General features: G+C 35.3%; 23 protein-coding genes and 1 other annotated feature. Of the genes, 5 read left to right on the top strand and 18 right to left on the bottom strand.

The features are described from left to right. Positions 1-222 precede the first annotated feature (222 nt). The 7 genes from spxA to ACTSKG_RS07345 form a co-directional block, all read right to left on the bottom strand. Positions 223-618 carry a transcriptional regulator SpxA gene (gene spxA, locus ACTSKG_RS07315; protein WP_053590237.1) on the bottom strand — a complete coding sequence of 132 codons (396 nt, stop codon included), beginning with the start codon at positions 616-618 and terminating at the stop codon, positions 223-225. 393 nt (positions 619-1,011) lie between these two features. Beyond that, entirely contained in the window at positions 1,012-2,217 is a 1,206-nt protein-coding gene (locus tag ACTSKG_RS07320; protein WP_464757990.1) for a putative glycoside hydrolase, read from the bottom strand. A gap of 1,088 nt (positions 2,218-3,305) precedes the next feature. Further along, positions 3,306-4,247, bottom strand: a complete 942-nt coding sequence (locus tag ACTSKG_RS07325) for an ABC transporter ATP-binding protein (RefSeq protein ID WP_464757485.1) — start codon at positions 4,245-4,247, stop codon at positions 3,306-3,308. Further along, on the bottom strand, positions 4,247-5,311 hold the full coding sequence (locus ACTSKG_RS07330; protein WP_464757486.1) for an ABC transporter ATP-binding protein: 1,065 nt from the start codon (positions 5,309-5,311) through the stop codon (positions 4,247-4,249). Before ACTSKG_RS07330 ends, ACTSKG_RS07325 begins: the two co-directional genes overlap by 1 nt. 15 nt (positions 5,312-5,326) lie before the next feature. Beyond that, positions 5,327-6,346, bottom strand: a complete 1,020-nt coding sequence (opp3C, locus tag ACTSKG_RS07335) for an oligopeptide ABC transporter permease (protein WP_464757487.1) — start codon at positions 6,344-6,346, stop codon at positions 5,327-5,329. Beyond that, complete coding sequence (gene opp3b, locus ACTSKG_RS07340) at positions 6,346-7,278, bottom strand: oligopeptide ABC transporter permease (RefSeq protein WP_464757488.1); 933 nt, start codon at positions 7,276-7,278, stop codon at positions 6,346-6,348. Before opp3b ends, opp3C begins: the two co-directional genes overlap by 1 nt. A gap of 201 nt (positions 7,279-7,479) precedes the next feature. After that, on the bottom strand, positions 7,480-9,189 hold the full coding sequence (locus ACTSKG_RS07345; protein WP_464757489.1) for a peptide ABC transporter substrate-binding protein: 1,710 nt from the start codon (positions 9,187-9,189) through the stop codon (positions 7,480-7,482). A gap of 236 nt (positions 9,190-9,425) precedes the next feature. Between ACTSKG_RS07345 and ACTSKG_RS07350 the strand changes: the two genes are divergently transcribed. Next, positions 9,426-9,770: a DUF3899 domain-containing protein gene (locus ACTSKG_RS07350; protein WP_464757490.1), complete on the top strand. Its 345-nt coding sequence runs from the start codon at positions 9,426-9,428 to the stop codon at positions 9,768-9,770. A gap of 52 nt (positions 9,771-9,822) precedes the next feature. Next, positions 9,823-10,039: a binding site (T-box leader), on the top strand. Positions 10,040-10,084: 45 nt separating this feature from the next. Then, positions 10,085-11,071: a tryptophan--tRNA ligase gene (trpS, locus tag ACTSKG_RS07355; RefSeq protein ID WP_464757491.1), complete on the top strand. Its 987-nt coding sequence runs from the start codon at positions 10,085-10,087 to the stop codon at positions 11,069-11,071. On the opposite strand, the gene ACTSKG_RS07360 is transcribed toward trpS, so the two are convergent. The 8 genes from ACTSKG_RS07360 to ACTSKG_RS07395 form a co-directional block, all read right to left on the bottom strand. Next, a complete protein-coding gene (locus ACTSKG_RS07360) occupies positions 11,031-11,252 on the bottom strand; it encodes a hypothetical protein (protein ID WP_464757492.1) in 222 nt (73 codons plus the stop codon). The genes trpS and ACTSKG_RS07360 overlap by 41 nt on opposite strands. Before the next feature lie 63 nt (positions 11,253-11,315). After that, on the bottom strand, positions 11,316-13,172 hold the full coding sequence (locus ACTSKG_RS07365; protein WP_464757493.1) for an oligopeptide ABC transporter substrate-binding protein: 1,857 nt from the start codon (positions 13,170-13,172) through the stop codon (positions 11,316-11,318). Between the two features lie 75 nt (positions 13,173-13,247). Continuing rightward, positions 13,248-14,150, bottom strand: a complete 903-nt coding sequence (locus ACTSKG_RS07370) for an ABC transporter permease (RefSeq protein WP_464757494.1) — start codon at positions 14,148-14,150, stop codon at positions 13,248-13,250. Positions 14,151-14,182: 32 nt separating this feature from the next. Beyond that, a complete protein-coding gene (gene opp4B, locus ACTSKG_RS07375; RefSeq protein WP_464757495.1) occupies positions 14,183-15,145 on the bottom strand; it encodes an oligopeptide ABC transporter permease in 963 nt (320 codons plus the stop codon). Position 15,146: 1 nt separating this feature from the next. Then, positions 15,147-16,094, bottom strand: coding sequence for an ATP-binding cassette domain-containing protein (locus ACTSKG_RS07380; protein ID WP_464757496.1), 948 nt, complete (start codon positions 16,092-16,094; stop codon positions 15,147-15,149). Beyond that, positions 16,091-17,098: an ABC transporter ATP-binding protein gene (locus tag ACTSKG_RS07385; RefSeq protein WP_464757497.1), complete on the bottom strand. Its 1,008-nt coding sequence runs from the start codon at positions 17,096-17,098 to the stop codon at positions 16,091-16,093. The genes ACTSKG_RS07380 and ACTSKG_RS07385 overlap by 4 nt, the downstream gene beginning before the upstream one ends. 478 nt (positions 17,099-17,576) lie before the next feature. Continuing rightward, a complete protein-coding gene (fabF, locus tag ACTSKG_RS07390; RefSeq protein ID WP_464757498.1) occupies positions 17,577-18,809 on the bottom strand; it encodes a beta-ketoacyl-ACP synthase II in 1,233 nt (410 codons plus the stop codon). Positions 18,810-18,837: 28 nt separating this feature from the next. Then, positions 18,838-19,773 (bottom strand): beta-ketoacyl-ACP synthase III, encoded by a 936-nt coding sequence (locus tag ACTSKG_RS07395; RefSeq protein WP_464757499.1) that lies wholly within the window; start codon positions 19,771-19,773, stop codon positions 18,838-18,840. A 162-nt stretch (positions 19,774-19,935) separates the two neighbouring features. Here ACTSKG_RS07395 and ACTSKG_RS07400 point away from each other — a divergent pair, with 162 nt between their 5' ends. Further along, positions 19,936-20,124, top strand: a complete 189-nt coding sequence (locus tag ACTSKG_RS07400; protein WP_464757500.1) for a YjzD family protein — start codon at positions 19,936-19,938, stop codon at positions 20,122-20,124. A gap of 446 nt (positions 20,125-20,570) precedes the next feature. Here the strand turns inward: ACTSKG_RS07400 and ACTSKG_RS07405 are convergent, their stop codons facing one another. Continuing rightward, the gene (locus ACTSKG_RS07405; protein WP_464757501.1) at positions 20,571-22,697 is read right to left on the bottom strand and encodes an ATP-dependent Clp protease ATP-binding subunit; all 2,127 of its coding nucleotides are present in this window, start codon (positions 22,695-22,697) and stop codon (positions 20,571-20,573) included. A gap of 227 nt (positions 22,698-22,924) precedes the next feature. Here ACTSKG_RS07405 and ACTSKG_RS07410 point away from each other — a divergent pair, with 227 nt between their 5' ends. Both ACTSKG_RS07410 and ACTSKG_RS07415 read left to right on the top strand, forming a co-directional pair. Then, on the top strand, positions 22,925-23,620 hold the full coding sequence (locus ACTSKG_RS07410; RefSeq protein ID WP_464757502.1) for a Crp/Fnr family transcriptional regulator: 696 nt from the start codon (positions 22,925-22,927) through the stop codon (positions 23,618-23,620). Between the two features lie 361 nt (positions 23,621-23,981). Then, positions 23,982-24,221, top strand: coding sequence for a hypothetical protein (locus ACTSKG_RS07415; RefSeq protein ID WP_464757503.1), 240 nt, complete (start codon positions 23,982-23,984; stop codon positions 24,219-24,221). Between the two features lie 423 nt (positions 24,222-24,644). Here the strand turns inward: ACTSKG_RS07415 and ACTSKG_RS07420 are convergent, their stop codons facing one another. Further along, positions 24,645-24,953 carry a metal-sulfur cluster assembly factor gene (locus ACTSKG_RS07420; RefSeq protein WP_464757504.1) on the bottom strand — a complete coding sequence of 103 codons (309 nt, stop codon included), beginning with the start codon at positions 24,951-24,953 and terminating at the stop codon, positions 24,645-24,647. A gap of 48 nt (positions 24,954-25,001) precedes the next feature. Next, positions 25,002-25,760, bottom strand: coding sequence for a prolyl oligopeptidase family serine peptidase (locus tag ACTSKG_RS07425; protein ID WP_464757505.1), 759 nt, complete (start codon positions 25,758-25,760; stop codon positions 25,002-25,004). Positions 25,761-25,809 lie beyond the last annotated feature (49 nt).

The raw sequence follows: 25,809 nt of genomic DNA on the forward strand, positions 1-25,809 counted from the left end.
AAAAAGAAAAGGATTCGTGCTCACCTTTTTCATAATAAAACCGAGATTATATGCATTCTAATTAAGTTTAAATAACAATGCAAGAAAAAAATTAAAAAACGCACAACAAAATCTAGGCAGTCGCCATTGACCCAGCATGCGTTTTATAAAAAGTTACGTAAAATCAAATGTTTAAATAGCTGATTGCTTTTCAATTGTTTTGAAAAGCAATCAGCTAATTTTTTAGTTTACAAGACGTTGTGCTTCAAGCAATTGATAAGCACGCACTTTTCTTGGTAAAAATCTACGTATTTCATCTTCATTGTACCCGACTTGAAGTCGTTTTTCATCCAAAATAATTGGTCGACGTAATAATCCAGGATATTCCTGAATTAACTCGTAAAGACGTTGTAGTGGAAGACTTTCCACATCTACATTTAATTTTTGAAAAATTTTAGAACGTGTTGAAATGATTTCATCTGTACCATCTTCTGTCATTCTTAAAATTTCTTTTATTTCACTTATGCTAAGTGGTTCAGAAAAAATGTTACGCTCTGTATACGGAATATCATGCTCTTCCAACCACGCTTTTGCTTTTCTACATGAAGTACAACTAGGTGAAGTAAATAATGTTACCATCAATAAAAACACTTCCTTTCAGTAAGTGATTGTGTTATATAAAGTAGATTATAATTAGTTTAATGTAATGCTTTACTTTCCAAGTATACACCAATTTTTTGATATTTAAAATATGTTTAGAAGAAAAAAATAACTATTTAATAACGCAGACACAATTTTGAAGAAAATATAAGCTATGCTTACACTTAAAAGGTATATAATTTATATATTCATCTTATACCCATCTCTTTTCTACTTTAAACATCCTTTTTCAAAGAAATTATTAATATTCTCAATTAAGAATACAATTGAAAATGACTGTTATACTAAATAATACGTTTCCTATGAAATAAAGTTTCAAAAAAAACAAAAAAAGACATGATTTTTTTTCAATCATGTCTTTTTTACGTTTAATTAAGGTGTATAGTCAACACCAGGAGTATACTTATTTCCGGCATTCCACAGTAAATATTCCTTTATTCCAGCTTCTTTAAGAGCTTTAATTTGTGCCTCCACTTGTGATTTCCCATATACTTGATAATTCCCTTTACCCAAGTAAGATGCAGTAAAGTCTTGAATCCAAGGACGAGAAATAGGTGGATTCTTCAATTCTGCCAGTTTAGCATTTTCAACTTTTGCATATTCTTGGACTAAACGATATGGTTCCAAATCTGGCTTTGCAATTCCAAAATAAGACGTCCAATGACTTGGATAGATCATCGATGAAATAACATCTACATTTTCTGAGATTTTAGAAAAATTCTGTCCAATACCTGGTGCTTCTGGAAGAGTTGCAGAGTAGCCAAATATATCTACTGAAACTTGAGCACCATATGGTTTCAATTTCCCTCTTGCATACTCAACAAAATCAGTAACAGCTTGCACTCGTCTTTGTACAGGATCAAGTCCTGATGTTTCATATTTCCCCATTGAGTATTTGAGTGTATCTTCTCTTTTTTCAAATCCTTCCGGGAATCGTACATAGTCAAATTGTATTTCTTTAAAGCCCATTTTTGCTGCTTCTATCGCTATTTCTACGTTATGATCCCATACTTCTTGTAAAAATGGATTAACGAATGCCTCTCCACGTCTATTTTTCCAAACCGAAGATCCATCAACAAAGGACAATTCTGGATGTGTTTCAGCTAGTTCGGTATCTTTGAAAACTACGATACGAGCTATAGGATAAATTTGCTTTTCTTCCATTACTTTAAGCACCGAACGAGGATCTTTTATGTATGGTTTTCCAATATTTTTCTTAGCTAAGGTGGATTCCTCACTTGGTATATATGTTAAGTTTCCAAAATCATCTTTAATGTCAATTACCATTGCATTTAGTTCTGTAGAGTCCATTAATTTCAATAAGTCGTTAAACCTCGAACCACCAGCAGAATGTCCGGTGACATATACTCCTCTAACAGCATCTGGATACTTAAAAGTAAGACCAGAATCGAAAATAAATAACTTAGAAGTCGAAACGAGGGACTCGTTAATTTCCTGAAAGCTAAATTGTTTAATCGAGAAGTCCTTTGAGAAAAAATTTCCTTCTGCGGAAACAGATCTAGGAATTAATAATGCTGTAAATAGACTCAATGAAGCTAGCCATTTAAAAGTGTTCATCATTTTATAATAACCCTCCTTTTCTACTTTATTCCTTCATTCTATCAATTCTACAAATCAAATGAAAGAGTATTTCGAATTAAGAGTACAAGTAAATTTAAGGTGTATTTTATCGATTGCTTGGACAAATAGTCGGCTACACGATTCTTTCAAGAACTTGGAACACTGGTTTCGCCGGATGATATTCCATATACTTTCTTTAAGAAAAACGCAAGCGTCCTTTAAGTGCATTTTGTCTTCACCGTTTCTAGAGTACTTTGGATGAAACATTGGCTACATCATTACCGCTATAATTTGGCTCGTGAAGTGACTGCATCACTTCACGAGCCTTTTTCTCGGTAATCTTGTAGTGGATGTTTATCCGTCGCCCTCTTGGAATTTGCATTCGTCCGCTCAGCGCTTCTTTATCAATAGATGCTGCCTATTTATAAAGAAGGGAAAAGTTAAAAACTGTCATAGAGCGACTAATTGTAAGGTGAAAGCTACAGATTCTACAGTGACAGCAACCAATCTCGAGACGAAAGCAACCAATTTTATCTTGAAAGCAACCATTTCTACATATAAAGAGTTAACTTTGTGTGAGATGGCGCAAATCAGTGTTAAGAAAAAAAACTGTGCTATTAAAACACTATGAATACAGGATTTTCAGTAGTCCAATTTTATATACTTATCTTTTAAGAAAAACCGGACAAAATCTTATTGTTAAGTACTACTCACTTAATGGATTGTAGTGAAAGGTGGCGACTCCAGACGGAGGCCAACAGGATGTTGGTCACGAAGGCGTTGCCACACGATGTGGCGCTCTTAGCCTTCGTTCCTCGGAGACAGATGAGCCATCACAACGAACGCGTGAGCTGTGGTGATGGTTCATCGCTCACCCCGCGGAAAGCGTCCACCTGAAACGGAAATCCGCGGTATTATTTAATTCTTTCAAGTGAGCACAGGTTTCGCAGGACGATATTCCATATACTTTCTTTTAAAAAAAGACTGTAGATAAACTCGATTATTATCGAATTTGTCTACAGTCTATAAGGGAATTCAACTATCAATGTCCATATTAAATTATGGACATCAAACACACCTAATTATTATGATCGTGAGATTGAAATAGCCTTCATCGTTTCATATTCTTTTTGAGAGCAATAAACAAAATGCCCTGGTGTAACTTCACGCATCGCTATTTCTTCTCCTTCTTGATAATTATGAGAAGCGGGATCGTAAGATTTACGAACACGAGTACGTTCATAGTTTGGATCAGGAAGTGGAATAGCAGAAAGTAACGATTGCGTATAAGGATGCAATGGATTGTTATATAAATCTTCTGCTGAAGCAAGTTCAACGAGTTTACCAAAGTACATAACACCGATACGGTCGGAAATGTATTTTACCATAGATAAATCATGAGCAATAAATAAATACGTCAATCCTTTTTCCTTTTGTAATTCTTTTAATAAGTTAACAACCTGTGCTTGAATTGATACATCAAGCGCTGAAATTGGCTCATCGGCAATAATAAATTCAGGGTTTACCGCAAGTGCTCTTGCAATACCTAAACGTTGACGTTGGCCGCCAGAAAATTCATGCGCATATCGATTAGCATGTTCCTTGTTTAATCCAACCGTCTCTAAAAGCTCTTCTACACGCTTTTTACGTTCTGTTGGGTTTTTCACAAGTCCGTGAATATCTAAACCTTCTGCAATGATATCTAAAACTTTCATACGTGGATTAAGCGAAGCGTATGGATCTTGAAAAATCATTTGCATTTTCCGGTTAAATATTTTCAAATCTTGTTTAGATTTTTTATCATGAACGTTCACACCATCGTAGATTACCTCGCCGTCTGTAGCGTCGTATAAACGGATAATTGTACGTCCTGTTGTTGATTTACCACAACCAGATTCTCCAACAAGCCCTAATGTTTCACCTTTGTAAATATCAAAGCTTACATCATCTACTGCGCGAACTTCGTTTGGCTTACCTTGATTGAAATATTGCTTTAAATTTTTGATTTCTAGTAATTTCTCAGCCATTAGTAAGCACCCCCTTCAGTTCCTTCATAATATCGGCTTCCTGGAAACTTCTTCATACGTTCAATTACAGAAATCGGTGGATCTACTTGCGGAGCATCGGGATGTAATAACCAAGTTGCCGCATAGTGTGAATCACTTACTTTAAAAAATGGTGGTGATTCTTCCAAGTCTATTTTCATTGCATAGTCACTACGCAGTGCAAATGCATCCCCTTTTGGTGGAGATAATAAATCCGGAGGAGTACCGGGTATTGCATATAGTTTTTCTTCTTCCACATCTAATGAAGGCATGGAGCTTAATAGTCCCCATGTATATGGATGTTGTGGATTATAGAAAATTTCATCCACTGTACCAACTTCTACAATTCTACCGCCATACATAACCGCTACTCTATCTGCTACGTTTGCTACAACACCTAAATCATGTGTAATAAAGATAATGGACGTATCAATTTTTTTCTGTAAATCTTTCATTAGCTCTAAAATTTGCGCTTGAATCGTTACATCAAGGGCAGTTGTAGGCTCATCTGCAATAAGAATTTGCGGATTACATGCAAGAGCAATTGCAATAACAATACGTTGACGTTGCCCACCTGAGAATTGGTGTGGATATTGTTTAATCCGTGCCTCAGGCTTTGGCATTCCAACTAAACGTAATAAATCGATTGCTACTTTTCGAGCTTCTGATTTACTTACTTTGCGATGCTTTAAAATAGGCTCCATAATTTGCTTACCTATTGGCATTGTCGGATTCAGCGAAGTCATTGGATCTTGGAAAATCATCGAAATATCTTTTCCACGAATCTTTTGCATTTCCTTATCGGATAACTTAGTTAAATCTCTTCCATTAAATAAAATTTGACCTTCTTTAAATTCAGAACTATGCTCTGGTAATAATCGCATAATTGCTTTTGTTGTAACTGACTTTCCTGAACCAGACTCTCCAACAATTGCAAGAGTTTCCCCTTTTAATAAATCGAAATTAACGCCACGAATAGCCTTAACTTCTCCTGCAAATGTGTGGAAGGAAAGCTCTAAGTCTTTAACTTCCAATATTTTTTCCATTATCGCTTTCCTCCTTTAGTCTTTCATCTTCGGATCGAATGCATCGCGTAAACCGTCACCAATTAAGTTGAACGCAATCATCAATAAACTTAATATTAAAGATGGATACACCAAAACATGTGGCTGGTATCTAATCATTTGATAGCCATCATTAATGAGTGTTCCTAATGAAGCAGTTGGTGGTTGAAGACCAAGTCCTATAAAACTTAAGAAAGCTTCTAAGAAAATTGCTCCTGGAATCGTAAACATCATATTAATAATAATAAGCCCTAAAATGTTTGGTAGTATATGCTTCGAAATAATTCGGCCATTGCTTGCACCTAAAGTACGGGCAGCTAGAACAAATTCCTGGTTTTTAAATTTCAAAACTTGTCCACGCACAATCCTAGACATACCAATCCATCCAGTTATCGTAATAGCAATGATTATTGCCGTAAGACCGGGTTCCATAACGAGCAACATTAAAATAACGATTACTAATGTTGGAATACCAATTAAAATTTCTACAATACGTTGCATAATATCATCTACACGACCACCATAGTAACCCGAAATCCCTCCATAAGTCACTCCTATAATCATATCAATTACAGCAGCCACAAATGCGATAAATAGAGAAATTTGAGTACCTTTCCAAACACGTGAGAACATATCGCGACCAAGTCCGTCTGTTCCAAACCAATAATACGTGTCGGCTTTTTTTAGTGCATATAAATCTACTTCTTTACCTGCCATAACACCGTAACCATCTAATATACCGAGCTTTTCAATTCCCGGTACTTTTGGCGGTAAGTTTGCGTGAGTAAGTGTTTGGGTTTCACCATCATGAGGGCTAATCATAGGTCCAACAAAAGACATAATAACGATGAATATTAAGATGAACATACTTACGATTGCAGCCTTATTTTTTCGAATACGTAACCAGGCATCTTGCCAAAAACTTAAGCTAGGTTTCGTAATTTTTTCTGCATGTGAGCTATCAATTTGAATTCTTTCAAAAGAATCAGCAGGTAATTTTTTTATATCTTGACTCATTATTTACTACCTCCTGACAAACGAATACGCGGATCAATTATTCCATAAAGAATATCTACTACGAATATTACAATAATTAAAAACGCAGAGAAAAACAAAGTTGTTCCCATTATGATAGAAAAGTCATTTGAACTAATCGACTTAACGAATTGCTCCCCAATTCCTGGAATAGCAAATATTTTTTCGATTACAAGAGAACCTGTTAGTAATCCAGCTGCTAACGGTCCTAAAACAGTTACAAGCGGTATTAAAGCATTTCGGAAAGCATGCTTAAAAGCAATTTCAAACCCGCTCGCACCTTTTGATTTAGCTAACGTAATATAGTCGGAACTTAAAACTTCTATCATTTCTGTTCGTATAAAACGTGATGCTGTTGCAAGTGGCCCCATTGCTAAAGCAATAGAAGGAAGAACGCTAGACATCCAACCGTCTTTCCATAAAGCTACAGGAAGTATTTGCCACTTAACACCAAACCAATATTGTAATAATGTTGCGAAAACGAAAGATGGAACTGAGATACCAATAATAGCAACAAATGTACTACCGTAATCCCAAATAGTATTTTGCCTTAAAGCTGCAATCATTCCGAACAGTATACCAATTATCACTCCGAGAACTAATCCTTGCGATCCAATTTGAAAAGATGGACCTAAACGTTTCAAAATTAGCTCGGTAACATTTGCATTTTTAAACTGGAATGAGTTACCTAGATCACCTTTCACTAAATTTAACATGTATTTACCATATTGCACTGCAACAGGTTGATCTAATCCATATTTCGCTTCCACCATCGCAAGTTGGGAAGGGGATAGTTTTGGAGCAGAGCTTATCGGGGAACCTGGAAGCGCCTTCATTAAGAAAAACGTTGCTGTTGCAATCAGGAAAAACGTAATAAACATATAAATAACACGTCGAATAATATATTTCGCCATCGTTGCACCTCCTAAATAAAATATGTTCTCTGAGATTATATTAATCTATATATATCTAAACAGAAAAGCTTAGCAATTGTCAAAACCAAAAAAAATAATAAAATATTTTGTGAATTCTGATTCATTTAAAAAGAGAGTATATGACCCAAAAGGATTCCATATACTCTCTAACTATGAGATTTTTAAGACTTAAAAATACTTTTAGTTTTTACCTTCAATATAAGCCCATTTGTAGCTATAATCCCCACCGAATGGGTGTTTAGCAATACCTTTTACATATGGTTTTTGTAAGATTCTTGCACCTTTTTGGTAAACTGGTCCAATCGCGTACTCTTCTCCTACAACGATTTTTTCAGCTCTTGCCATTGCTTCCCAACGAGCTTGTGGATCAAGTGCAAGTTTACCGTTAATATCTTTTAATAATTGATCATACTCAGCGTTTGAATATCCCATGTGGTTGTTTCCACCATTTGTTTCCCATAAAGTTAAGAACGTATATGGATCTTGGTAATCTGGACCCCATCCAGCAAATTGGATGTCATAGTCTTGTTTAGTATCTAATTCAAGACGAACTGAGAATGGAACTTCTTTAAGTGTAATTTTTAGACCTTTTAAATTAGTTTCTAATTGAGATTTTAAGTACTCATCCATTTTTTTAGAAAGGTCAGAGTCGCCTCCAAGAATTTCTAAAGAAAGTTCTTTTACACCTAACTCAGATAAACCTTTTTCCCATGCCGCTTGCGCTGCTTCTACATTGAATGCAGTCATGTCGCCATTAACATCGCGGAAATCGTTTCCATCTTCATCAAAATAGAAATCTTTTGGAATTAAGTAGCCAGCTGGCATAGAACCATTTGCTAAAACTACAGAAGTTAAATCTTCTTTGTTAAATGCTTTTGAAATTGCTTCACGAATATTTACGTTAGCAAGTGGAGATTTTTTACCAAGACGCTCTTGGTTATATTTGAAATAGTACACAGCAGTATCTGGTTGATTGATAAGTTCTGGATCATCAGCATATTGCATTGCAAATTCCCCTGAAAGACCAGTACGATCTTTTTCACCGTTTTGATATAAGTTAACCATAGTTGAATTTTCTTTTACAACATCCCAGTTAATTTGTGTAAGTTTTACTGTATCTTTATCCCAGTATTGTTCATTTTTAAGATATTTCCAAGTTAAACCTGTTCCATCCCAATCAGCAAGTGTGAATGGGCCATTATATAATAATGCATCAGAGTTTTTCGCATAGTTATCGCCTTGAGCTTTAACGAACTCTTCTTTTAATGGATAGAATGTTCCGAATGACATTAATGATAAAAAGTAAGGAACTGGTTTTTCAAGCGTTACTTCTAATGTTTTTTCATCAAGAGCTTTAACCCCAAGTTCATTGAAATCCATTTTACCTTCTGAAATTTCAGTAGCATTTTTGATAACGCCTGACATCATGTATGGACCGTATTCTGAAGCCATATCCGGGTTCATCGCACGTTTCCAAGCATATTCAAAATCGTTAGCTGTTACTTTAGAACCGTCTGACCAGTTAGCATCACGAAGAGTGAAAGTGTAAACTAATCCGTCTTCAGAAATTGTTGGTTCACCTGCAGAAATTGCAGGAACAGCAACATTCTCAGCGTTCAAACGATATAAACCTTCGTTTACGTTATTAAGAACTACGAAACCAACTGTATCAGTCATTAGAGATGAATCCATTGTTGGAATTTCTGCAGACTCGATTAAGTTAAGAACTTGCTCCTCATCTAGTGCAGCTGGTTCTTCTGTTGTTGTTGAATTGTCTTCTGGTTTGTCAGTAGTAGTTTCAGTAGCTTTTTCTTTGTCGCCACAAGCAGCAAGGAAAATACTAAGAACTAACATTAGGCTAAAAAGCCATAAAAATTTGCTATTCTTCAATAGAATAACCCCCTTTAAATATTCTGAAAAATTCATTACATTCTTTATTATACATTTTCCTTTTAACTTGTACAGGTTTTTTAAAGAAGTTTTTACAGATTTGTAACAAAATCATTACATTGTCCTAACAATTGTGAATCTTTGGTAAAGGAATTTCTTGTTTTTTGCAAATATTTAACTAAAGTTTTGATTAATTTTATTTTATCTTCTATAATCTATTCTTGTAGAGGTGAAATATGAAAACAAAAATTATCTTTTTTTTAGGTTTACAACTTCTTATTTTCCTACTAACGTTTTTAGTATATGGAAATTGTAACCTAGTTTCTTATGCAAATATGTCTTTTTATATTGGAGGATCAATTACATTCTTCGGCTTAATATCTTATGTTGTCTCGGGTGGTTTTTTTGATTTTTTCATAGAGAGTTCAAGAAAAGTTTTTACTCCAAGACATATAAAAAATGAAGTGAATCAAATGCGTTTACCTTCTGAAGTCTTTTCATTTCCTTATAAGCCGATAATTGCATTAGGATTATCTAGTTTACTTTGTATGTGTATTGCTTTATTTGTATATTATAGTTAGTTTTTTAACTTGATTATTAAGTTTCTCCTATACTATAATGTTTTAAACAATATTAGATGCTATGACAAAGAAAAGTATATTTGAAATTGTATGTGGAGAGAGTCTGTGGTTGGTGCAAACAGAACATACGTCAAATAGAATGGGCTTTTGAGCAGTATATGTGAATTATGAGTAGCATATACCGACCCCTTCACGTTACGAAGAAGAGTGGCTAATTTACTTTTAGCAAGCTGGGTGGTACCACGGATTATACATCATTCGTCCCTTTTTTAGGGATGTATGGTGTTTTTTTATTTTATTAAGGAGGAAAAATGATGAAGAAAATATTTTCAGGTGTACAACCGACAGGAACAATCACTCTAGGTAATTATATTGGAGCTTTTCGACAATTTATAACACTACAAGATGATTATGAATGTGTATTTTGTATAGTCGACCAACATGCTATTACTGTACCACAAGATCCACAGGAATTAAGTAAACATATTCGTTCACTTGCTGCATTATATCTTGCTGTAGGAATCGACCCAGAAAAATCAACATTATTTATTCAATCGGAAGTACCCGCACATGCTCAAGCCGGCTGGATTATGCAATGCGTCTCTTATATTGGAGAATTAGAAAGAATGACACAGTTCAAAGATAAATCTGATGGAAAGGATGCAGTTTCAGCTGCCCTTTTAACCTACCCCCCATTAATGGCGGCAGATATTCTTTTGTACCAAACCGATATCGTTCCAGTTGGAGATGACCAAAAGCAACATGTTGAATTAACACGCGATTTAGCAGAAAGATTTAATAAACGCTACGGGGATGTCCTTATAATCCCTGAAATTCAGCTTCCGAAAAGTGGTGCACGTATTAAATCACTTCAAGACCCTCTTAAGAAGATGAGTAAATCCGATCCAAATCTAAAAGCAACAATTCGTATTTTAGATACACCAAAAGAAATTGAAAAGAAAATTAAAAGCTCTGTAACCGATTCAGAAGGTATTGTTGCTTACGATCCTGAAAATAAACCTGGGGTTTCCAATTTATTAACGATCGAAGCTGCGTTAACAAATGTAACGATTGAATCGCTTGTACAAAAATACGAAGGAAAAGGCTATGGTGATTTTAAGGCATCGGTTGCCCAAGTGATAAACGATCACTTTGCTCCAATCCAAGCTCGTTATGAACATTTATTAAACTCTTCAGAGCTTGATGACATTTTAGACCAAGGTGCAGAAAAAGCGAATACCCTTGCTCAACAAACCTTGTCTAAGATGGAAGCCGCAATGGGCCTCGGAAGAAGACGATAACCGATAAAGAAAGAAGCGATAAACAGAATACAACAAATTCATTTGAACTTACTATAAAGAGTACTACAGAATTCCAAGAGTGACCTAAAGTTAAAAAGTTCAAATACAGTACTAAATGAGAACAGCTAATTACAGCTAATCCATAACTGATTAAAAAAAGTAAAAGTCTAATATGTATCACATCCTTCTTAAACCATATGAAAAACCGTTCCTAAACTTTCGTTTAGGAACGGTTTTTTATTAATTATTTTGTAGATTTAACTCCAGTATCAGAAACTAATTCAATGTCTTGTAATTCTGTTGGATTAGCATAGTCAATATTGTAGTTTTTCACACGTTTGTTAACCGGTACTAATTCATAACGATACAAAGTAGGAATAACAGGAGCTTGTTCAGCCATGTATACTTGCCATTCACGGAACTGGTCAGCTCGGTATTTAGCATCAAATGCTTCCGGTGAGTCAATATTTGCTAATGTTTTCTCTAAGAAATCAGAAGAGAAACGGCTAAAATTATATTGAGCTGCTTTTGAATAAAGACCTGATGGAGATGGGTTTGTTCCTGTTCTCCATGCAGCCATGAAAATATCAATTTCAGGATCATCAGCTTCTACTTTATCATAGAAGCTATTGAATTCGATTGTACGACCGGTAGTTAATGTCACATTTAAGCCAACATCTTTCCAGTTTTGTAAGTAGAACTGTGTGATATCTTCTGCAACATCATCACCTGACATTGTTGCAAACTTGATTTCTAAAGGTTTACCATTTTTGTCTTCACGAATTCCATCGCCATTAACATCTTTGTAGCCAGCCTCATCTAATAACGCTTTAGCTTTTTCTGGATCATATTTATAACCTTCTAAAGTAGCGTCATAGAAAGATGCGAAAACTGGTGGAATTAAAGAGTTAGCGCGTTCACGCAATCCATTATAGTAAACTTCCGCAACTTGTTCTACATCAAGTGCATATCCCATTGCTTGACGTAATTTTACATCACCCATTTTTGATCCTTCAATATCCGTAATAACTTCACCTTTATCAGTATCGTATTTACCTAGTTTGAAGCCTAGGTAAGAATAAGAAAGTTCTTTGCGTCCTAGGATACTAATATTATCAAAGTCTTTCACTTCTTCAATCTTTGTAGCACTAAAGTGCGAAGCAATATCGTATTCTCCTGATTGGATTGCTTTAGAAATAGAGCTGGTTGGTACAACTTTCACTAATACTCCGTCTAGTTTAGGTCTACCTTTCCAATAATTTTCATTGGCTACATATTGAACAGATTCTCCTGGTGTAATTTTATCAAATTTAAATGCACCTAAGGTAACTGGGTTTTTACGAACTGCATCAGATTCAACTAAAGTCTTAATTGGAAGATCTTTTAATATATGACTTGGTTCAGCAGAACTCCACAGTCCGTCTCCACCACTAAATATAGCAGGAGATAATACTTTAAATGAAATTTCTAAAGTTGATTCATCTAATTTCTTAAGTCCAGAAATTGTGTCTGCTTTTCCTTCATGATATTCAACAGCACCTATTATATTTTGGAAGTCTGCATCATAACGAACTCCAGTATAATCTTTATGACCAATAATTAAGTACGGTTGAATTAAGTCTTCAATTATAAGTGGTTCGCCGTCAGACCATTTTACTCCATCACGAATCTTAATAATTACTTTGCTATTATCTTTATCAACTTCCATACTTGCAATACCTTTATCAGTTAATAAGAAATCTCCATCTGTTTCAAATATAGAGTTACTTGCATAAGAAGAAAGATCACTATCATATGCATCATCTGATAAAACGTCAGAGAAGATACCTAGGAAAGGTTCATCCTTAGCCATTGCAACTTTTAAAATACCGCCTTTAATTACATCCCCATCATTTGTAACTTCTTTTGGGAATAATGCATCAGGTTCTTCAGCTACCGTTTCTTCCGTTGTTTCTTCTGTTTTACCTTCTTCTTTATTGCCTTCTTCTGTTTTGCCTTCATCGGTACCTTTTGCAGGCTCTTCGCTATTCTTGTTACAAGCACCAAGAACAAGCATGAAAGCTATAAGTACTGCTAGTAATGTCCAAAGCTTTTTATTCATTTCTATTTCCTCCTTTTTATTCTCTATTCTTTTTATATCAAACGGTAAACGTTTAATACCAAATCCGAATTGGTTTTATCCAAGACGTTGTTTTGCATCTGCCGAGCGGCGTAATGCCTGCCCTACATAGTTGATTCCTAACATCATAAGTAAGATAAATATCGATGCAGGTAACCATACCCACCACTTCTGTTCTAATACAAGCGGGTTATTTGCATAGCTTATAAGTGTTCCTAAACTTGGAGTGGTAGGTGGTAACCCAAATCCAAGAAATGATAAGCCTGTTTCAATACCAACGTTACCGGCAAAGTTTAATGTCATTTCGACAATTAATATGGAACTTAAATTGGGCATAATCTCTTTAAAAATAATAAGGAATCCATTAGTACCCAACGTTTTAGACGCATTGACATAATCACGTCTACTTTCAGACAAAGCCTTACTTCGTACAAGACGTGCAGTAGGAGGCCAAATGAAAATACTCAAAATCAAAATGAATGCTGTAATTGAATATTTAGGTACAATCGTAACAAATACGATGATTAACATCAGTGATGGTATAGTAATGAAAAAGTCGATAATTCTCATAAAAAGATTATCAATCCATCCACCAAAATAGCCACAAATTAAACCAACAATTATACCGAATATACCGGTAATAATTGTAATAGAAATAGCGATTGCAATTGAATTTTTAGCTCCGATTACAAGTTGCCCAAGTATATCTTTACCACCTTGGTCAGCACCTAAAAAAAACTTATCCCCAGGGGAAGCATATTTATCTCTTAGGCTAACTCGCATTAAAGTCTCTTGATCAATAAGCTTTGCCCAGATGAAAACTCCAATAATTACTATAAATAAAGCTATAAGTGAAAACATTGCTAATTTATCTTTTTTAAACTCTCTAAAAATAACTTGCATCCCAGTTGCAGGTGCGTTTACTTCCACTTCTTCTTTCTTATTCGCTTCAATTTTCATGCTTATTCACCTCTCCTTAACATATAATTCGCCTATTCTATCCTTATTCTTGGGTCAACAATACTCATGATAATATCGGACAATAGACTACCTAATAACGTTAAGAAGCCATATAACATAACAAGTGCAGTAATTACACTGTAATCACGTGAGTTAATAGATGAAATAAATAGCTGTCCCATCCCTGGATAACCGAAGATTGTTTCAATAAAGATAGATCCACTTAATAATCCGGTTATTGTAAAACCGAAGAAAGCTGCAATTGGGAGCAAAGAATTTCTAAAAATATGTCTTGAATAAACCTTTCTAATTGGAATACCTTTACTTCTTGCTGTTCGTACATAATCTTGACTTTTAGAATCAATTATTTCCGACCGTAAATATTGAATAACTCCTGTAGTAGCTAGTACTGCATAAGTTATGGCCGGCAACAACATATGGTACAGTTTACTCCATATGTATCCAAAAGTACCTGGATCGTATTGAATATCAACGCTACCGACAGTTGGGAACCAATGTAATTTATATCCGAAAAGAAATAAGAAAATTAATGATAATACAAATGTCGGAATTGCATAAACGATAAAGCTATACAATACGATTGCCTTATCTAATAATGTATCTTGATAACGGCCAGCTAAAATCCCAAGAGGAATGGCTATTAAATATAGTAAAATAGCACTAACTAAAGATAGCCAAAAAGTGTTTATAGCTCGTTCACCAATTACTGATGATACTCCCATTTTATAGGTATAACTTTTTCCAAAATCCCCTTGCACGGCATTCGCGATCCAACGTGCATATTGTTCATACCACGGATCGTTTAACCCTGCCAATTCACGAAGCTCCGCTATACGAGAAGCATCTGTTTCAGGTGTTATCATCCCTGTAAAAGGATCTCCAGGCATAAATTTAGCCATAATGAAAATTAATAAACTTAAAACCAACAACTGAGGAATCATGATTAAAGTACGTCGTACAATAGTTTTCCACATATTACATGCCCCCCTTTTCGTGAGCACTCATCGCTACAAAATGCGTATCTGTCAATTGTTTTAAGTCAAATACTCTTCCGTTTGGATCATAATAATTTTTATGCTCAATTACATAATCTGATTCAACCTTAATTCGTTCTCTTTTTCGAATATCCCGACCTATTGGGTTAACATTAGGAATAGCAGACAATAATCGCTTCGTATAAATATGTTCTGGATTCGTATAAATATCTTCTCTATTCCCAGACTCAACGAATCTACCTTTATACATGATAGAAATATGATCACACATATGTTTAACTACACCTAAATCATGGGAGATAAACAAATAGCTTAAACCAAATTCCTCTTGAATATCTTTCATAAAGTTCAGTACTTGTGCCTGCACTGAAAGGTCTAAAGCAGATACGGGTTCATCCGCTATAATTAGCTTAGGATTACAAGCAATCGCACGTGCAATTCCGATTCGTTGCTTTTGGCCACCTGAAAATTCATGTGGGTATTTTACTTTCGCATCTTCGCCCATACCAACGATTGCTAATAACTCATTAATCTTTCTTCTTTCTTCATCTGGTGTAAGGTTTAGAAAATTACGTATTGGCTCTGCAATAATATCTTGAACCCGTTTGCGTGGATTTAGACTTGAATTCGCATCTTGAAAAATCATTTGAATGTCACGATTGAAAGCTGAATTTGGGTTACGACGCTTATTTGTTACGTCTTCCCCTTCATAAATAATGCTCCCAGAAGTTATTTTCTCAAGACCAATTATTGATTTGCCTGTTGTTGATTTTCCACAGCCAGACTCACCAACTAATCCATAAGCCTTCCCTTTTTCAAATTCTAAGCTGATCCCATCTACTGCATGAACATTATCGATAACAGTATTGAAAAATCCACCACGAATTGGATAATGGACACGTAAATCATTAATTTGCATAAAACTCATCGTGTATTCCCCCCTTCTTCACCTTCAAAATGAAAGTGCTTCCAGCAAGTACATCTAACCAAATGACCTGGAGAAACTTCATGAAGTGTGGGGTTTTCCTCATGTGCGATACCTGGAATCCATGGAATCCTTGCTGCGAAACGACAACCAGATCTCGGTAATTTCATGAGTGAAGGCACCATGCCTTGTATTACTTGAAGTTTTTCATTTTCACTATTCATTTGTGGTATAGAGTTGAATAATGATCGTGTATAAGGGTGCTTTGGATTTGAAAATAACTCATCTACGGGAGCCTCTTCAATAATTTCACCTGCATACATAACCGCAACACGATCAGCAACTTCAGCCACAACACCTAAATCATGTGTGATTAATATAATACCCGCACCTGTTTCTGCTTGAAGATCTTTTAGCAAATCCAGTATTTGAGCTTGTATTGTAACGTCCAAAGCAGTTGTCGGTTCGTCTGCAATAATAACTTTTGGTTTACATGAAATTGCAATGGCAATAATAACACGCTGTCTCATTCCACCAGATAACTGATGAGGAAATTGCCTTGCTGTCCTCTTAGGATTAGGGATACCAACCTGTGCTAACAGTTCAAGAACACGTTTTCCCCTATCATCTCTAGTCATTTTCGTATGATAAATTAATCCTTCTTCAATTTGCTCACCTATACGCATAAGTGGATTTAATGCAGATAAAGGATCTTGGAATATCATTCCAATTTCTTCACCTCTTACTTTATTAAACTTTTCTTCATCAAGGCGTGCTAGGTTTTCTCCGTTGTAATTAATCTCACCTTGTACTCTTGTTTTATTGTGATCATGAAGTCCAATAATAGATGTTGCTAAAGTACTTTTCCCACAACCGGACTCTCCAACTATTGCCAGGATTTCATTTTTCTTCAATGTAATCGAAACACCATCGACTGCATCATAGTATGTATCTTTTATGCGAAAACCAGTGTGTAAATCTTTAATATTTAAAAGTTCATTTGTCATGTTAAAAATAAAACTCCCTTCTAGATTCAGACTTTGATCTATTCACTTCCGTTTTTTCATGACGTTAAATTTTTTTAAAAGTGGTATTTTCTTTAGAACCTTTTTTATTTTATACACAACCACGAATTCCAATTTTTCAGTTAATTCATCTCTCGTGTAAATTCTATTACAGTATCATTACAATCGCAATACATTTTTTTATTATTCCCTCAATTTACTCTTTTTTGAAATTGAAGAATTATCTATAAAATCTGTTATATCAACGATTTGTTACGAAAATTGGAACTAGATAAATTATTTAAATAAAATAAAAAATTCGCACAAATTCTTTAATGAACAGCAAGCAACTGGAAACTTTGGAATCTAAATTTTAGTGATTTAACCCATTGAAGTATCTAAGCTTTTTAGACAAAATAAAAAAGTATTTTCCATTCAATTTGGAAAATACTTTTTTAATTTTACTATGCATTATTTAACATTATTTTTTGAATAAAATACTCGCATTATGACCACCAAAACCTAATGAATTGCTCATTGCATACTGAATATCAGCATTTCTAGCGGCATTTGGTACATAATCCAAATTACATTCTGGATCTGGGGTTTCTAAATTCATCGTTGGAGGTAATATTCCTTCTTTTAAAGCTAGTACTGTAAAAATAGCTTCCACTCCACCAGCTGCTCCAAGTAAATGACCAGTCATTGATTTTGTTGAACTCATCGCTAATTTATATGCGTGTTCGCCAAATACTGATTTTACAGCCATTGTTTCAAATTGATCATTATACGGGGTGCTCGTTCCATGTGCATTAATATAATCGATTTGCTCTGGTTTAATACCTGCATCTGCAATTGCTTGTTGCATTGCACGAGCAGCACCTTCTCCTTCTGGCGCAGGAGCAGTAATATGATGAGCATCACCTGTTGATCCATACCCAATAATTTCTGCATAAATTTTTGCTCCACGGGCAACTGCATGCTCATATTCTTCTAAAATGATAATTCCTGCTCCTTCTCCAATGACAAAGCCATCTCGGTTTGCATCAAATGGTCTTGAAGCAGTTTGAGGATCCGTGTTTAAAGTAAGTGCTGTGTTTGAGCAGAATCCAGCAACAGACATATGTGTTATAGGTGATTCCGCACCACCTGTAATCATTACATCCGCATCACCACGTTCAATTACTTTAAATGCATCACCAATCGAATTGGTTCCAGATGCACAAGCTGTTACGGTACATGAATTAACCGCTTTCGCTCCAAAATGAATAGAAACTTGACCTGCCGCCATATCTGGAATCATCATTGGAACAAAAAATGGACTAACACGACGAGCTCCTTTTTCTAAAAATACACGGAACTGTGCTTCGTATGTTTCCATCCCACCGATTCCTGAGCCAATCCATACTCCAGTTCGAAGTCCAAGCTCCTCAGTAATCGTTAAATTAGCATCTTCCACAGCCATAATAGACGCTGCAAGCGCATAGTGAGTAAAACGATCCATCTTACGAGCGTCTTTTTTCTCAATATATTTCTCAATATCAAAGTCTTTTACTTCGGCTGCCACTTTTGCGGAAAATTGGTTTGCATCCAATCGTGTAAGCATGCCGACGCCTGATTTTCCTTCTTTAATACCTGACCATGTTGTTTCTATATCATTTCCTAGTGGTGTAACAGCACCGACTCCTGTTACAACAACTCTACGTTTTGTCATGTATAATCATCCTTCCGATGTTTAACTTTTATTTTCCCCATTTTAATGTAATAGCGCCCCAAGTTAAGCCGCCACCGAAACCAACCATAACAATAATGTCGTCGTCTTTTACTTTTCCATTCACTACTTCTTCTTTAAGTGAAAGTGGAATAGAAGCAGATGAAGTATTCCCATACTTATGGATAGTTTTTGACATTTTTTCGACAGGTAATCCTAATCTTTCTCTTGAAGAATCCATAATACGAATATTCGCTTGATGCGGGATTAACATATCAATATCTTCTTTTGAAAGACCAGCTTTCTCTATAACATTAACTGCTGACTCACCCATTTGTCTAACTGCAAACTTAAAAACTTCACGGCCATTCATCGCCAGATAAGGTCCATCTTGGAATAAATACTTGCCCCCATTGCCATCTGCTCCTAGCTCAAACGACAAGATTCCACGACCTTCTGAAACTTTACTAATAACAGCAGCTCCTGCTCCGTCTCCAAACAAAACAGCTGTATTTCGATCTTCCCAATCTGTAATTTTTGAAAGCTTTTCCACTCCAACAACAAGTACATGAGAATACGTGTCAGACTCTACGAATTGTTTTGCAGTAACTAAACCATACATAAAGCCTGCACATGCAGCAGAGATGTCCATTGCTGCTGCATTTTTTGCACCAAGTTGATCTTGAAGCATTGTAGAAACACTTGGAAACGGACGATCAGGTGTTACAGTTGCTACAAGTATAAGTCCGATTTGATCAGGTGTAATACCTGCATCTTTAATTGCTTCTTTAGCTGCTTCAAAAGCTAAGTGAGATGTATCTTGTTCAGGTCCCGCTATTCTTCTTTCTTCAATACCAGTTCTAGTTCGAATCCATTCATCGGATGTATCTACTTTTTTCTCAAGGTCTTCATTTGTTAAAATATGCTCTGGTGAATAAGTTCCTAATCCAATTATTCCTGCATTCACGAAAGTTCCTCTTTTCTTATAATCTATTATTAGTACCTGGTAATAATAATAACGAATTAGTGAACATTTTTCAACAACATAGTTTGAATCTGCAAATATTCTTTTGAAATGATTGACGTTATGATATGATAAACATAGTAAAAATAGCTTGAGGTGAAACAAATGAAATATATTATGACACTTATTTGGTCCGTAATACTAGTTTCTATGTTAAATTACGTAGTAAGCTCAGTACAAAATGTAGATTTTGTATTATCTAATGGCTTGATCATGTCAATCCCTGTTGCAATTATGATTTTTATCATCTCTGCAATTATTCCAAACGAACCAACTACATCAGAACATCACTAAAAAAGCTCCCTTTTCGGGAGCTTTTTTATTTTAGCCTTCGCAAACTCTAAGTGATTTTTCATTACCGAGCGTGCGTATCGCAAAATCAGTTCTCTATAACGCAAATTAAAACAGAGTAACGCAAGATCAACCTTGTGTATCGCAAACTCTAAGTGATTTTTCATTACCGAGCGTACGTATCGCAAAATCAGTTCTCTATAACGCAAATTAACAACAGGATAACGCAAGTTCAACCTTTCATATCGCAAACTCTATGTGATTTTTTATTACCATACGTGCGTATCGCAAATCAGTTCTCTATAACGCAAATTAAAACAGGATAACGCAAGATCAACCTTGTGTATCGCAAACTCTAAGTGATTTTTCATACTAAACGTGTAATATTGCGATTTTAGGTAATTCTATTTTACGATTTTTTCAAGTTAACACTTGAATGTTGCAATATTCTATTTAATAACTAGTTGGCCATCTTCAATAGAAGCAGTAATTGTACTTCCTGGAAGAATGGTTCCTCCGATTAACAGTTTAGCTACTGCGGTTTCTAAGTTTCTTTGGATAAATCGTTTAAGTGGTCTTGCACCAAATGCAGCATCCGTACCTTCTACTACAATCCATTCAATAACTGCTTCATCCACTTGTAAATTAATTTCTTGTTCGCGGACACGATCTTGAAGTTGTTTGACATATTTCTCAGCTATTTTTTCAAAATGTTGTGTGGTTAAAGAGTGGAACATAATAATGTCATCTAAACGATTTAATAATTCTGGTTTAAAATGCTCCCTTAAAGAAGCCATTACAAGGCTTTCTTCCTCTTCACTAATAATTCCAGTAGTATTTCCAAGAAATTGTGAGCCGATATTAGAAGTTAATATTACGACAGTATTCGTAAAATTAACTATTCTACCTTGACTATCTGTTATTCGACCATCATCCATTAATTGTAATAAAATATTTGCAACATCTGGATGTGCCTTTTCGATTTCATCTAATAGTACTACAGAATAAGGGTTCCTACGTACCGCTTCGGTCAGTTGGCCACCTTCTTCATATCCAATATATCCAGGAGGGGCACCCACTAACCGAGATACACTATGTTTCTCCATATATTCAGACATATCAATGCGGATAAAATGCTCTTCCGAATCAAATAAATTTGCAGCGAGAGACTTGGCTAGTTCTGTTTTCCCTACACCTGTTGGACCTAAAAATAAGAAAGATCCAATAGGCTTTCTAGGATCTTTAATACCAGCTCGTGCACGCCATACAGCTTCTGTTACTAATTGCACTGCTTGGTCTTGTCCAACTACTCTTTCACCAAGTGTTTCTTTTAAACGAAGAAGCTTCTCCCGTTCACCTTCCACTAATTTTGTTACTGGAATTCCAGTCCATCTAGAAACGATGGACGCAATTTCTTCAGCAGTTACTTCTTCCCGTAATAAGCGAGATTCTGTTTCCTCGCTTACTTGTTGTTCATATACTTGAAGTTCTTTTTCTAACGGAGGAATTTTGCCATGACGAAGTTCGGCAGCCTTATTTAAGTCGTACTTGTTTTCTGCGTCTTCTAATTCTCGACGATATCTATCAAGTTCTTCTCTCTTTTGTTGAATAACTTGAATTGATTCTTTTTCCTGTTGCCACTTGTTACGCATTTCACTTGAGGATTGTTCTAATTCTTTCAGGTCTTTACGTATTTGTTCAAGTCTTTTTTTACTTGCAGCGTCTTTTTCCTTCATTAACGCTTGTTCTTCAATTTGAAGCTGCATCATTTTTCTTGTGACTTCATCCAACTCTTGAGGCATCGAGTCAATCTCTGTTCGAATCATTGCACATGCTTCATCTACTAAATCGATTGCTTTATCCGGTAAAAAGCGTTCCGTAATATAACGGTTAGATAATTCCGCAGCGGCAACAATAGCTCGGTCATGAATGCGAACTCCGTGATGTAATTCAAAGCGCTCTTTTAGTCCACGTAAAATAGAAACCGTGTCTTCTACAGAAGGTTCTCTTACAAGTACTTGCTGGAATCTTCTTTCGAGAGCTGGATCTTTTTCGATATACATCCGATATTCATCTAATGTAGTTGCCCCAATACAATGCAATTCACCTCGTGCAAGCATAGGTTTTAACATATTTCCTGCATCCATTGCTCCGTCCGTTTTTCCAGCTCCTACAATTGTATGAATTTCATCTATAAATAAAATAATTTGACCTTCGCTATCTTTCACTTGTTTTAATACAGCTTGAAGTCGTTCTTCAAATTCTCCACGATATTTCGCACCTGCGATTAAAGAACTCATATCTAGTTCAAATATTTCCTTTTCCTTTAATCCTTCTGGAACATCTTTTCTCACTATTCTTTGGGCTAAACCTTCTACAATTGCTGTTTTACCAACGCCAGGTTCCCCTATTAACACAGGATTATTTTTTGTTTTTCTAGATAATATACGAATAACGTCTCTTATTTCTTGATCACGTCCAATAACAGGATCCATTTTTCCGTCTTTTACAGCAGTAACTAAATTACGTCCATATGTCTCTAACGGACTTTTTTCGTCTTGTTGCTTCATTTGCATACCAAACATCTCCTCAACTATTACTTCTCGGCTTCATACCTGTCAAACCCAGCTGTAGGCAGTGAAATGTGTTTTAAAATACTCACAGCATAACACTCGAAAAAGTTTGACCTTCTTTGACTAATATGATTATAATATTTTTTCATATAATTTGTAAAGAAAAGTGATCATTAGAATAGGTTTATTATGCTATTATTGTTTTATGAATGGAAAGGTTGTGATTTTATATGAATGAGAATACTCCTATATTCATGGGGATTTACTCATTATTTGAACAATTTGGTTCCATTAACAAAATAGAAAAAGAGCGTCCAATATTTCATGAAGGAGAACGTTCCGATGAAGTATATTATGTTTTAGAAGGTTCAGTAAGAATTACGAAAGATACGGAAAGTGGTAGAATATTCACACTAAAAATTACTAATTCTCAAAGTATTCTTGGAGAAACATCTGTTTTTTGTGAAACTCTTTATCATTCTGTGTCTGCTCATACGATAGAGCCTACAAAAATTGTATCCCTTTCCCGATCTCAACTGGAAAAGTTTTTAAGCACTTCTCCTGAACTTATGATGGAATGGATGAAATTTATTCAATTAAATCATTTAAAAAACGAGACAAGATTTCGAGATTTACTTCTACATGGTAAAAAGGGAGCTCTTTTTTCAACATTAGTTCGTCTTTCTAATACTTATGGAATTCCCCAAGAGGATGGAAGCATCCTTATAGATCATTATTTGACCAATCAAGAATTAGCTAACCTATGTGCAACTAGTAGAGAAGTTGTAAATCGAATGTTAAACGATATTAAAAAGTCACAGGTCATTTCGCTTAATAAAGGGCTAATAACTATTAATGATATAAACTTTTTAAGAAAAGAAATTGAGTGTGATAATTGTCCACTACATATTTGTCGGATAGATTAGAAATATTTTTAAGAAAAACGCAAGCGTCCTTTAAGTGCATTTTGTCTTCACCGTTTCTAGAGTACTTTGGATGAAACATTGGCTACATCATTACCGCTATAATTTGGCTCGTGAAGTGACTGCGTCACTTCACGAGCCTTTTTCTCGGTAATCCTGTAGTGGATGTTTATCCGTCGCCCTCTTGGAATTTGCAAAGAAATAGTGCATTTATTTTGGTTAATGAGAGAATAAAGGCTTTCCTATACTTTTAAAAGCGGACGAAGATGCAATTTCGTCCGCTCAGCGCTTCTTTATCAATAGATGCTGCCTATTTATAAAGAAGGGAAAAGTTAAAAACTGTCATAGAGCGACTAATTGTAAGGTGAAAGCTACAGATTCTACAGAGACAGGAACCAATCTCGAGACGAAAGCAACCAATTTTATCGTGAAAGCAACCATTTCTACATATAAAGAGTTAACTTTGTGTGAGATAGCGCAAATCAGTGTTAAGAAAAAAACTGTGCTACTAGCAATAGCATCTCTTATTCAACAACGATTACAGGATGGCATGATCACTACGTTTACTTCAACTAATTCTAACCTCTTAACGATGCTGAACTAAATCTTCTTGTTAGGTACTACTCACTTAATGGATTGTAGTGAAAGGTGGCGACTCTAGACGGAGGCCAACAGGATGTTGGTCACGAAGGTGTTGCCACACGATGTGGCGCTCTTAGCCTTCGTTCCTCGAAGACAGATGAGTCATCACAACGAACGCGTGAGCTGTGGTGAAGGCTCATCGCTCACCCCGCGGAAAGCGTCCACCTGAAACGAAAATCCCCCCAGTATTATTTAATTCTTTCAAGTACTAGGAACACTGGGATCGCAGGACGATATTTCATATAGTTTCTTATCTTTTAAAATAAAAATTAGGGAAACTCTCACAATAAGAGTTTCCCTAATTTATACGTGATAAACATTATATCTAGCAGCAATATCTTTATATCGTGATCCTTGCGTTTGTTTTGTTGGATAAGGGAGACTTTTATCGAATCCCTAGTGCAATTTTCGCATAACGAGACATATTTTCTTTTGACCATGGTGGATTAAAAACAATATTAACTTCTGTTTCTTTTACTTCAGGTAATTCACCTAGTGCCGTTTTTACTTGATCTACTATCATTGGTCCCATTGGACAACCAATTGAAGTAAGAGTCATCTTAACAGTTGCAATTCCTTCGTCCGTTAACTCAACATCATATACTAATCCTAAGTTTACAATATCTATCCCTAATTCCGGGTCAATTACATTTTCAAGAGCACTCATCATACTATCTTTCATATCTTGATCCATTTTATAAACCCCCTTACTACTTTTCTTCATCATAACAAAGTACTCTCGTTATGCCAAATTGTTTGCAAGCCATTTAGTTGCAGCTAGCAATCCTTTCCGATTAACTGCATGACCTGCCGATTTTTCTTTCATAAAGACAAGATGTTCATTTCCAAATTGTTTTTCAAAAGCCTCAATAAAAAGAGCAGTTGACTCAAAAGGTACGACAGTATCTTTTACTCCATGCCAAAAAAACAATGGTTTATTTGATAGTTTTTCCATATGAATGGAAGCATCAAATGTAGATAATGTATTGAACATATCCTCTTTTTCCTTTGAATTCAATGGAATTTGAAATCCCTTTTGCTCGATTTGTTCAATTTGTGCTTTCGCAAGTTGAACATAACATGGAGTTCCCATCATAATGCTGGCAGCATTTATCCATGGATAAATAGTTAAGCAACCAAGTGTAGTGATACCACCCATTGATGTTCCACCAATACCAATTTTTTGGCCGTTCAAAAATCCACGTTCCATAAGCTCCTCTTTTATTTTTCCTACCTCTTCAATGGAAGTTAAAACAGTTTCCCAAAAGCGAAGACTTATTTCTATTTGGTCTAATTTTTCATCTCTGTCACCGTGTAAATGTGCATCAGGTAAAATTACTCGACACCCTTGATTTACTAACTGATAAGCATAGTGCAGATTGTGCTCTTTCGCACTTTCAAAACCATGTAAAAAAATCACAATAGGAGAGTGATTATTTGTCTGATCATTATAAATATGTAGTAAAGGTATATTACCCCATGATTCTATTTGTACAATCATTCATAAACCACCTCTCTTTTCTAATTATTATATTAACAAAGTAAATTGA

The sequence above is a fragment of the Psychrobacillus syltrankelensis genome (assembly GCF_055454035.1).